At 43.0% G+C, this 11084-nt stretch carries 10 protein-coding genes and 1 tRNA gene; 2 read left to right on the forward strand and 9 right to left on the reverse strand.

What is annotated here, in order from left to right:
- Positions 1 to 157: 157 nt before the first annotated feature.
- The 5 genes from F3741_12045 to F3741_12065 form a co-directional block, all read right to left on the reverse strand.
- A complete protein-coding gene (locus tag F3741_12045) occupies positions 158 to 1411 on the reverse strand; it encodes a Y-family DNA polymerase (GenBank protein ID MZG31512.1) in 1254 nt (417 codons plus the stop codon).
- The gene (gene umuD, locus F3741_12050; GenBank protein MZG31513.1) at positions 1408 to 1827 is read right to left on the reverse strand and encodes a translesion error-prone DNA polymerase V autoproteolytic subunit; all 420 of its coding nucleotides are present in this window, start codon (positions 1825 to 1827) and stop codon (positions 1408 to 1410) included. The genes F3741_12045 and umuD overlap by 4 nt, the downstream gene beginning before the upstream one ends.
- A 656-nt stretch (positions 1828 to 2483) precedes the next feature.
- Positions 2484 to 4532 carry a TonB-dependent receptor gene (locus F3741_12055; GenBank protein ID MZG31514.1) on the reverse strand — a complete coding sequence of 683 codons (2049 nt, stop codon included), beginning with the start codon at positions 4530 to 4532 and terminating at the stop codon, positions 2484 to 2486.
- Between the two features lie 198 nt (positions 4533 to 4730).
- Positions 4731 to 5039: a hypothetical protein gene (locus F3741_12060; GenBank protein ID MZG31515.1), complete on the reverse strand. Its 309-nt coding sequence runs from the start codon at positions 5037 to 5039 to the stop codon at positions 4731 to 4733.
- A gap of 294 nt (positions 5040 to 5333) precedes the next feature.
- Positions 5334 to 5411 (reverse strand) — tRNA-Pro (locus F3741_12065).
- 287 nt (positions 5412 to 5698) lie between these two features.
- Between F3741_12065 and F3741_12070 the strand changes: the two genes are divergently transcribed.
- Both F3741_12070 and F3741_12075 read left to right on the forward strand, forming a co-directional pair.
- Entirely contained in the window at positions 5699 to 6019 is a 321-nt protein-coding gene (locus F3741_12070; GenBank protein MZG31516.1) for a cupin domain-containing protein, read from the forward strand.
- A 230-nt stretch (positions 6020 to 6249) separates the two neighbouring features.
- On the forward strand, positions 6250 to 7944 hold the full coding sequence (locus tag F3741_12075) for a radical SAM protein (protein ID MZG31517.1): 1695 nt from the start codon (positions 6250 to 6252) through the stop codon (positions 7942 to 7944).
- Between the two features lie 209 nt (positions 7945 to 8153).
- Here the strand turns inward: F3741_12075 and F3741_12080 are convergent, their stop codons facing one another.
- From F3741_12080 to F3741_12095, 4 genes are read right to left on the reverse strand one after another with little or no spacing between them, the layout of a single operon-like run.
- Positions 8154 to 8768 (reverse strand): cation transporter, encoded by a 615-nt coding sequence (locus F3741_12080; protein ID MZG31518.1) that lies wholly within the window; start codon positions 8766 to 8768, stop codon positions 8154 to 8156.
- A 1-nt stretch (position 8769) separates the two neighbouring features.
- Entirely contained in the window at positions 8770 to 9591 is an 822-nt protein-coding gene (locus F3741_12085; GenBank protein MZG31519.1) for a metal ABC transporter permease, read from the reverse strand.
- A 2-nt stretch (positions 9592 to 9593) separates the two neighbouring features.
- A complete protein-coding gene (locus F3741_12090) occupies positions 9594 to 10340 on the reverse strand; it encodes a metal ABC transporter ATP-binding protein (GenBank protein MZG31520.1) in 747 nt (248 codons plus the stop codon).
- Positions 10337 to 11041 (reverse strand): ABC transporter substrate-binding protein, encoded by a 705-nt coding sequence (locus tag F3741_12095; GenBank protein ID MZG31521.1) that lies wholly within the window; start codon positions 11039 to 11041, stop codon positions 10337 to 10339. The genes F3741_12090 and F3741_12095 overlap by 4 nt, the downstream gene beginning before the upstream one ends.
- Between the last annotated feature and the right edge of the window lie 43 nt (positions 11042 to 11084).

Below are 11084 nucleotides of genomic sequence, written 5' to 3' on the forward strand. Positions count from 1 at the left end.
AGCTCAGGTCATCAAATGAAATGGGTGGGCCGGAAGCAAAAAATAATGACCTGAAATGGATTGATTCCTGTGCAGGCTGGGTCATGGTTGAAATGAGAAGTCGTAGCTTTGAAAAAAAACTACCCATGCAGGCAGATCCGGGCAAAAGATGAGACGGTCAGCCCACTGTCAGCAGTTCGTTCCACTGTGTTGTGTATCGTGGAGATCGCGATCCACAGCGCATCTTCCATTCCCTGACGACGCCCTGTGCCCCAAAAAATAATGTGTCAGGGCCATGGTCATTATTGATCAGGTCTACAATATCCATCATGCGATCGCTGGATAGATGGTTGACGTTGTTGAATAATTGTTTCTGTTCCAGCGAGGCGGGGATCAGATCCAGCAGCATGATGCCTGTTTTTTTGTAGCGGTATCCATGCCTGTAGATTTTGTTTAAGCAAAATTTTGCAGCATCAATGATGACACGTGTGTCGCTGGTGGGGATTGATAAAGTGCGTGTGAATGCATTGTTGTATTGGCGATCTGTTTTTCGGAATCCATTGGTCTGGACAAATACATACACCGCTTGCGCCCGGCTCTTTTGTTTTCTCAGCTTTTCACACGCACGTGCCGCATAGTTGGCCAATGCTTCTTCCAGAGGTTCTTTTTTTGTCAGAAGATTGCCAAACGATTTGGACGACATGATGCTTTTTCTGGGTTGAATGCTTTCGAGATCGATGCAGGGTTGCCCTTTCAACTCCCGCAGTATGCGCTCTCCAACCACTGACAGGTGTTTGCGGATGATAGTGGGGTCCGCGTCCCTGAGTTCTGAAGCTTTTTTGATATTCATTCGACTCAAACGTTCAGACCATCTTCCTGCGATTCCCCAGAGTTTTCCTGCATCCAGAGTTTGAAGAATCTTATCCTGCTCTTGCCGGTTGCGGATGTCGAATATGCCATTCTGTTTTTTTGCAATGTGGTTGGCAACCTTTGCCAGAACCTTGGTGGGGCCAATGCCAATTGATACGGGGATTCCTGTCCATTGAAGTATTTTTCTGCGAATCAGTTTGCAGTATTCATACAGGTTGCGAGGTTGCAAATGATCCAACCGCAGAAACGCTTCATCAATAGAGTATACCTCCATGTCGGGAACGTGCAGACGAATACTGTTCATCACCCTCTGCGACATATCTCCATAGAGTTGGTAATTGGAAGAAAAGACAGCGACATCGTGCTTTTTGATGATTGCTTTCTGCTCAAAAAGTGGAACTCCCATTGGGATTCCCAGAGCTTTTGCTTCATTTGATCGGGCAACAATACAACCATCATTGTTCGATAATACGACAATAGCGCGTCCCTTAAGACCGGGATCAAACACACGCTCACAGGATGCATAAAAATTATTGCAGTCAACTAGGGCAAATATTTTCACAGCAGATTGTGGAGCACATGGGTGACGACCCCCCAAACCACAACTTCATTTCCTTCCTGAAACTCGATGGGTGGGTAGCTGGCATTTTCGGATTGTAACGAGACGTGGTCTTTCGTTTTTAAAAGTCGCTTGACGGTAAGCTGGCCGTCCACTTCTGCAATGATAACTTTTCCATGAACAGGCTCAAGGCTCCGGTCGACAATTAGTAAGTCGCCATGAAAAATTCCCGCACCTGTCATAGAGTCTCCGGATGCCCTGACAAAATAAGTTGCGGAAGGGTGCTTGATGACATATTCATTGAGATCCAGTGAACCCTCCATGTAGTCATCAGCAGGTGATGGAAACCCGGCTTCAACGCGACACACAGCCAGTGAACAGGTTGGTATAGCTAGGGCATTTGAGGTTCTGGTTGTCATGGGCACTTGAACTGTTGGATTAGACGATAAATAACAGTACCTTGCTAAAAGGCGGGAGTCAACATATTTTCGCTTTTTTTTCGTTTTTTAGGTGGGGTCGGTTGCTTGGAGCGGGCTCTGATTTTTCCAGTAAAAGTCCATCACAGCTGAGGAAAAACCTGGAAAACGATAAAGATTCCAACAATGATCATCAGGATGACGATAACGATCAACTCAATTTTATATTTTTGGGTGTTATCCGGATCTTTTGTCATTTCAGATCTTTGTCGTTTTTTAAGTTCCCTATAAAACAGTAATGGGCTAGTCGTTACTTATGATAATTACCGAGATCGTTTTAAAGGCCATTACATTGCCATTAAAAGATAACAACTAAGATCTATTAGGAGGAAATAGGACCATACGCAAGATGGTATCAAACTATCCATCAACCGGAAGAAGTAGGTGGCAATCGTTGACACTTACCTTATCTCCACCCCCAGTTCTCAACCATCTGTACTAGTTTCTAACGTATTGTCTGATGCGTTTAAATCTGCACAATCTAATAAAACTAAAGGAAAGAAAAAGAAACGAAGCGCTAGGTCTTGACTCTTGAAAAGACACTCAAGACCTAGCTTTAACTCTGGAGGAGACTCCGTTCTATATTTTTTAAACTCAAATCAATATTTAATTCTAATTCCAAATTCTGCTCCGATTCCCGGCTCCGGTTGAAAGTTTCTCAAAAAAGAGGCCGAGTTACGGATATTTTCATTCAACAAATTATTCCCCTTTGCATAAACAACCATATCTGCTTTCTTAAAATCTTCGATATGGTAATGTGTATTTAGGTTGAGCAATGTATAGCTAGGAGTATCTGCTTCCACATGTCCAGAATGCCCTTGCTTTAAAGCACGAGTGAGACGCAAGTTGGACTTCCAGTTGCCACTCCTGTGATCAAGCTGGAAACCCAAGCGAAGAGGCGGAACTCTTGGAACATCCCCATTATTGTGCAATTTGCCTCGGGTGTAGTCACTGAACAAGGTTAAATCAACATCCTGCGAATTCTCTTTCCAGACATGATAAATAAGCTGCGCTTCATAACCTATAAAAGTGGCAGAAGCTTGTTGATAAATTACTTCCGGATTATTTTCGTCACCTCCTGTGCCCCCCGTCCGTGCTGAGTAAATATAATTATTTACCCAGTTATGAAACAGGTTTAACTCAATAGCCACCTTCTTGGAATTTAATTTGTAACCCAAGTCAATATTATAGGAAGTTTCTATATCAAGATTAGGATTTCCCCTCTGATAAGTGGCTGTCGCTTCATGGTCCCCTAAAAAATATAATTCATTAGCAATAGGAGCTCGTTGCGAACGGGTTATGGCTAAATTTAATGATTTTTCGTCATCAATAGTCCACACGTCTGAAACAGAAAGGCTGACAGGTGTAAAACTTCGGTACGCATTAGCGCGTATTTCTGAGTCCACAAAATTCTGCTCTAAACGTAGCCCAAATTGACCGACGTGGTTAGATGCCAAATCAAACGACTCCTGAGCAAATACGGCGTAACTGTCAGTCCTGGTTCTCGGATTAATAAAGTCGCTTCCTATTTCTTGGGCTCTAAACAGGCTGGTCATTATCTGAAGTCCCATGATACCGTTCATTCCGAAAATGGGCTTGTGCGTAGCATCCACCCGGCCTTCAAATGTATCATTTTGAAATTTAGCTTCGAGGGCTTCGACATGTTTGTAATCTGTGAAACTGAGCTTAGCATCCATTTTTCTAAAGAAACCATCAAGGTTATTTAGACCACCTTTAAAATCCAATTTTCTTTGTTCCATCTCTATATTAGATTCTTCACCGCCCGATTCACCCCTGGTTGGAATCTGGTACTCCATGTCCACAACATTTGCAGACACTCCGAAGAAACCGGAATCACCAACAAAAGATCCCCCAGCCGTTAGACTTAAATTATCGGCTTCAGTATTATTGACAAAACCACTTGTATTGTTATCGACAACCAAGCCAGGTTGACTGACATTGGCTCGAGTGACATCGATGGCATCACCGCCGACTTCTAAATCGTCACTTTTTTGAAAATAACCGTCGAAATGGTAGGCAAATTTGCTTTTTCCGCCTTCAACTTTAAATGCTGTCTGATGGTTGTTGTTGACAGTATTGTATTTTTGCTCTACCGATCCTCCTAAAAGCTGGTCGGGAACTTTTTCCGGAATCCGGTTATCGATAACATTCACTACACCTCCTATAGCACCACTGCCGTAAAGCAATGTAGCAGGCCCCCGCAAGATCTCTATACGCTCTGCATTTATTGGAACTGAGATTGAAGCGTGATCAGGGCTGTTTTGGGAAGCATCATTCGTGCCCAGGCCGTTACTCATGACCCGTACACGGGGACCATCTTGTCCACGGATTACGGGAAGTCCAACGCCAGGACCAAAGGCCTGCCCATGGACTCCCAATTCATTTTGAAGCGTTTCGCCAATAGTACCCCCGGCTTTCATACGTAAATTATCGTCGTGTAAAACGGTCACCGGTGTTGCGGAACTGGCAATCGTGTCTTGCATGGGTGTGGATACAATAATTTCATCCAAATGAATCGCATAATGCTCCATGGGTCCGTCATGCTCTGTTCCTTTTTTTTGATCATCTGCAAAGGCCGGCGATAATAGACAGCTAAATAAAAGTAAAAATGCACAAACTTTAAGCATAGTTTCTCTCCAAGGGATATTTTCGACCCAAGCAAACGCTCGACAATGCATTAGAAAGTTTCCAAATAATGCAAAACTCTGATTTACGCATTGCATAGTTTGCTACTTCAGCAACAGGAAAATAAAGTTATTTTGGAAACTTTCGGAATGTCTAAGAATCCGAAGGTCAATATAATTTTTAATTATTTAAAAAATGGATTAACAGGTTATGGGAGGAGCTCGGCTGAAAACCGAGGATATGCTGGAGCTGATCTGAAGGTTTGTTGAAATCGAAATAGGCTGAGTTTCTTGTGTTTTCGCAAAAATATCCGGGTCGTCGTGTTCTAAGCCAACACTGGAATGAACGAGATGACAAGAAATACAATCCAAATCGACATGAGATGAATCGAGATCATGGTCGTGAATAGGGCTTCCAAACACCGTTATCAGAGCGAAACCAACCATGAGAACCATGGCAGACCATTTGGAGAGCACGATATTAGATTTCTTACGGTTTAAAAGTGACAACGGATATATCCTTAAAATTAAGTTCCTTACTCTTGTTTTGATAACATATTTATAGAAACGATTCAAAATTTATATTTTTTTCAAGGATATAAAAAAAACGATATGGCCAAAAGTTAAAATACTGAAGTAACCTTCTATTGGATAGAAAGTTAAAGATGCTAATGGTGAATTCAACCGTGTCGTTGCCTACCTTTATTTCATATGCCGAATCCTCTATATTCCAGTTATTTGCTTTTGGAAATATTACACAAAACTGACAAGGGGTTAGCCTGTTTGAGCTAACCCCTGTTTTAATGGTCGGGACGAGAAGATTTGAACTTCCGACCCCTTGACCCCCAGTCAAGTGCGCTAACCAGGCTGCGCTACGTCCCGAATTTAAAATATTGTGTGTATTGAGAAATGCAAAGACTGTTGTGTATCCATACGCGAGGATATTTTCAAAATAGTGGATCGTAATGACGATGTCAATAAAATAGGGTTTGTGAAATCCTTAGAAACCTATTTATTTTGGCTTGTTTTGTCTTCTATGATATTATTCTAACTATATGAAAATTTAAGGTTTTATGTATTCTACAGTCAGGCTAGATGGGCGTAAAGAAAATCGACACCCAGGTGCTGGACTCAACAATGTCTTTTAAATGGAAATAAGTGATATGTCTATGAAAGTGATCAATGTTCGAGATGTAGTTCAGTTTAATTCCGAAAAAATGAAAAAAGTCAGTCTGTTTGATACGGATAAATTCTTTTGTGATATATACTGTATTGGGCCAGGTCAATTCCAGAAGGTTCATTCGCACGATGGGTCTGATAAGGTTTATTATGTATTGGAAGGGCAGGGTAAAGTGACTGTAGGGTCGGAAGAAAAATTGCTTTCACAACACGAAATCACCATGGCTCCATCGGGCGAGGATCACGGGGTGGTGAACCATACCGATGACAAACTGGTCATGCTAGTTTTCATGGCGCCGAAACCCAACTAGATGTTGGGCCAATAGGCCATATTTTTACTGATGTCGAAAATGTTCTCGACTTAATAGCTTTTGCCAATTTTCTTACTTGTTAAATTGCGGTTTATCAGGTCGAGTACAAATACGAGTATATTCAAATTTGCAACTAGGTTTTATTTAAAATGATATATCTGGTTTTTCCTACATCTTGGCATCCGTCACAACCTTACCTGAGTTTGCCCAGTTTAAAGGCGTTTCTCAATATGCATGGAGTTCACGATGTGGTTCAGCGTGACCTGGCGATTGAACTCCTCAATGACCTCTGTACCTGGGAGAAAACCAAGCCACTATACGAGCGCATCATTAGAGAGCTGAACGAATTGAGTTCCAAGCCTCGGTTGACTCAAGAAGAAGCGGAAAAGTTTAACAAACTCCGTGAAGCGGAAGAAATTGTCATGGCACTGAAGGACCAAATTGATGGAGCCGTTGCTTCGCAACGCAGTCAGGAGTTCTATGATATTGATCAGTATATGGAAAACCTCAAAATCATGGATGTTTGGCTCGACAATATTTTAGCGCCTTACTATCCATCACAATTGACGGTTATAGGCAGTCAGATGCGGTTTTCACCCTACTCATCTCAAGAAGTGATCGACTCCTTCAATCACCCGGAAGAGAATTTCTTTTATGACCTTTATCAGCAATGGTATTTGCCGGGAATTCTTGAAGAGGACATTGACATTCTCGGAATCTCTATTACTTCGGTGGAGCAAATCATATCCGGCTTGACCCTGGCTTATCTCGTCAAGCAGAACCGTCCTGAAATTCATATCACTGTCGGCGGAAGTGTGTTCACCAAGCTTGTGGATCGTTTGGAGAATGATGGCTCGAAGCTTTTCAATTTTGTAGACAGTTTTGTTGTGCATGAGGGTGAGACACCACTTCTTAAGCTGGTCGAGCACCTTCGCGGAGATGGCGATCTAAGCAAAGTACCTAATCTGGTTTACCGGCAGGAAGGGGTGGTTAAAGTGAACCGGCCTTTCGCCAAGGAAGAACTGAATGCCTTGCCAACTCCGGATTTTGATGGAATGCCTTTGGACCTATACCTGTCTCCGGAGCGTGTTTTACCGGTGATGGGTTCTCGTGGTTGTTATTGGGAACAATGCGCGTTTTGTTCCATTCCATTCGATCACATGAATTTCCATGTGCGGTACGCAGAGAATGTGGTGAACGATTTTAAGGTGTTGCAGGAAAAATATAACTGCAATAATTTTTTCTTCACCGATGAAGCGTTGCCGATCAACTTTCTCAGAACTTTTGCCGCCAAGATCATCGAACAAAAGGTGGATGTGCAGTGGACAGGGGAGCTCAAGTTTGAGAAGAGCCTGCTCAAAGACGACCGTATGGATTTGTTATACAAGTCTGGTTGCCGCAAATTGATATTTGGTTTGGAGTCATACAACCAGAGGGTTCTGAACTCCATGAAGAAAGGTGTGGAATTGAGCTGGGTGGATGAAACCACCGAACGATGTCTGCAATTGGGCATTGCTATGCACTTTTATCTTATTTGTGGTTTTCCGACTGAGACCCGTGAAGAAGTGATGGACTCGATTAACTTTGTCCTTAACAACCAGCGCTTGCTGGACTCGCCAGGTTTTTCAGCGATTCTCTCACAGTTTGATCTTGAGCGAGGAGCACCCATAGAAAATAGTCCGATGGAATGGGGCATCACAAAACTTTATACTCCGCCGGACCATGATTTGAGTCTGGGTTATTCTTATGAGACGTCAATAGGAATGAATGCCGAAGAAACGAATGAGCTTTACCAGCAGTTGATCGAAAAACTGGGTCGAGAAGTGATGACATTTCCGCACAACTATTCCCTGTCTGATGGTTTGCTATACCTTGCCCATCATAACTGCAATACCCTTACCGAAAGACTCGGTGCATTGGCCTAGTTTAATTGTAATAGTCGGATCCTTCTGATTTTTTTTCTGTATTTTCCTGGTTTTTTTCTGAACTTGATTGGGTTTTCGGGCCTGTTGTGCATCCCGCGCTTAATGCCGAAAATAATAAAACAGTTAAAACCCATATGATAAATTTTTGATTCATGAGACCTCCTGAATATAAGCTTTTTATTTTATAGCTTGTCTCGTGATTTTTATAGTCAGGCCTGATTGTTCTTTAATTCCAGCCTGGCATCTTTGAAAATACCAAAGGAAGATTGCAGGATCATCACTGAGATAATCATCCCAACAGCCAGGTCCGGCCAGTGGGAGCCTGTCCAGGCAACTCCACCGGCGGCTGCTAAAACTCCCAGGTTTGCCAGTACATCGTTACGGGAACATAACCAGGCCGAACGCATATTGATGTCGTCTTTTCTGAAACGCAATAGTAGATAAGCGCATAAGAGGTTGACAGCAAGAGCGATTGAGCCAACGATTCCCATTGCAGACGGAATTGGAACAACATGGTGGTAGACACGGTATATGGCAGAGCCCAATATGCTTAACGCGAAAACGCTCATGATGGTTGCCTTGAGAATTCCAGACCGAGTTCGCCAGATCGGGTCAAGTTGAATCACAAAAAGAGAGAATCCATACACCACGGCATCACCCAGCATGTCCAGGGCATCAGCCATCAGGGCGTTGGATTGTGCCATCCATCCAGTAATGCCTTCTACAAAAAACATGATGAGATTGAGAACAAGAACGGTCCATAGGATTTTGCGTTTAGTACCATGTGCCAGTTCTTCTTCAATTTCAGGACAGCAGCCACTCATTTCAAGTTTTTTTCCATACTCGGTTGATGATTAATGACATCAGATAAAAGGAGCCCGCTACCAGAATTATAGTGGGGCCAGGTGGAAGATCTGGCTGATAAGACAATGCCAGTCCCCCGGTTGTGAACATCACTCCAAGAACAGTAGCCAGTACCATCATCAGGTTTAGAGAGCGTACATAGTGTCCCGAGACCGCTGCAGGAAGTGTTAGCAACGCTATCACCAGAATCAGTCCGACAATTTGAATTAATATGACAACCGTCAAGGCTACAAGAGTGAGAAAAAGTAAATAAAAACGCTCAACAGGAATACCGCGCAGTCGTGCAAATTCCTCGTCAAATGATAAAGCCAGAAATTGTTTGTAAAAAAGAAAAACGATAAGGAGAATTAGTGAATCCAGTCCGGCAATCCAGAAAAGGTCATCAGAAGAGATCATCAAGATATTTCCGAACAGGAAACTCATGAGATCAACACTGTAGCCGGGTGTCTGCGAGATAAACAAAATTCCAACAGCCATACCCCCTGCCCAAAGAGCCCCTATAACGGTATCTTCCTGTTGTTGCATTTTGAGACTTACCCAGCCCAGGACGACAGCAAAAATAATAGCTGAGACAAAGGCTCCTTCGATGGGTGCGCGACCCAGATAATAGGCAATTCCCATTCCGCCCAACACTGAGTGAGCAATGCCGCCCGCAAGATAACCAATACGTTTTACCACGACATAAGATCCCACAACACCACAGGCTACACTGGCAAGTGTGCCTCCAATAATGGCATTCTGCATAAACTCGTGGGAAGATATCGCTTCAACAAAGCTACTCATGATTATTTTTTTTCATCCTCATGGTGGTGGTGCACCATATGCATGTGTGCGCCATACATATTCTCAATGGTTTCTCCCGTCAGCTCTGAAGTGGGATGGCAAATGAGAGTGCGGTTAATACAGGCCACCCGATGTATATACTGAGAAATAAAACCGATGTCGTGGGTCACCACAATGATGGTTATTTTCTCATTCAACTGTTTAAGCAAGTCGAAAATATCTTTTTCAACTTTCATGTCGACATTGGCAGTTGGTTCATCAAGTATCATGATTTGTGGTTCGCAGGTCAGGGCTCTTGCAATAAGCACCCTTTGAAGCTGCCCGCCAGAAAGAGAACCAATTACTCTTTTACGAAGATCCAGAATCTCAACATCGTTCATGGCCTTTTCAGCTGCAAGCTTGTCGGCTTTATTGAAAAAACCAAAGCTGGAAGTTTTTCCCAGTCGCCCCATCAATACAGTGTCTTCAACGCTGATAGGAAAATCTCTGGAAAAAGAAGCAAACTGCGGCATGTAGCCAATTTCCTGAACGGATTGAGAAGGGGGATTATCAAGAACCTTGACGGTACCTTTATCTGGAGTCAACACACCCATGATAATTTTAAGCAAGGTTGTTTTACCGCTTCCGTTCGGGCCAACCATACCTATAAATTCGTTGCGTTGGATATCGAGCTCGATATTCTCAAGTATTTTTGGGCCCCCATAACTGAAGTCCAGATCTTTTATTTTTATGACTGTGTCAGTAGTCACCGCAATGCTCCAGATATAGCTGTTGCCGTTCGTTGCATGTTTTCCAAATAGTTTTCCGCTAAAGGATCCATTTCATGGACAGTGGCGCCAATCACTTTCGCGATATTTTCAGCAATGGAAAGGCTGAACTGTTTCTGTACAAATATTACCTTAATCCCAAGGTTTTTGCCTTTTTCAATCGTTTTTTGCATGGCTCTTGCTCCTGGCTCTTTACCATCCTGTTCAATGGAAATTTGTTCCAGGCCATAATCTCTGGCGAAATAGGACCAGGCTGGATGAAAAACCATGAAACGTCGGTTATCGCTTTTTGCGAGAACACTGCGAATATTCTTGTCCAAAACGTCCAGGTCATTGGAAAAAGACTTAAGGTTTTTTTCAAAGTATTCAGCTTTTTGCGGCAGGTTTCGGGCCAGCGTTTCCTTTATTTTACTAGCTATGGTTTTGACCTTCGCCGGACTGGTCCATATATGCGGATCTGTTTTGCCATGGGAATGACGTGCATCAAGTTTATGTGCAGTGGTTTTGTCTATTTGTTCATGCAGAGGAATAATCTTTAAGCCAGGGTGAATAGATTGAATGCGATCAATCCAAATGGTCTCAAATGGAACACCAATGCTGAAATATAACCTTGCCTGAGAGAGACGACTCATTTTTTTCGGGTTGGGATTAAAAGTCGCAGGACTCTCACCAGACTTCACCATTACCTCAACGTTGACCTCTTTTCCACCAATGCGCTCTACAAAG

This window comes from Nitrospinota bacterium (genome assembly GCA_009873635.1).
Taxonomy (GTDB): Bacteria; Nitrospinota; Nitrospinia; order Nitrospinales; family VA-1; genus LS-NOB.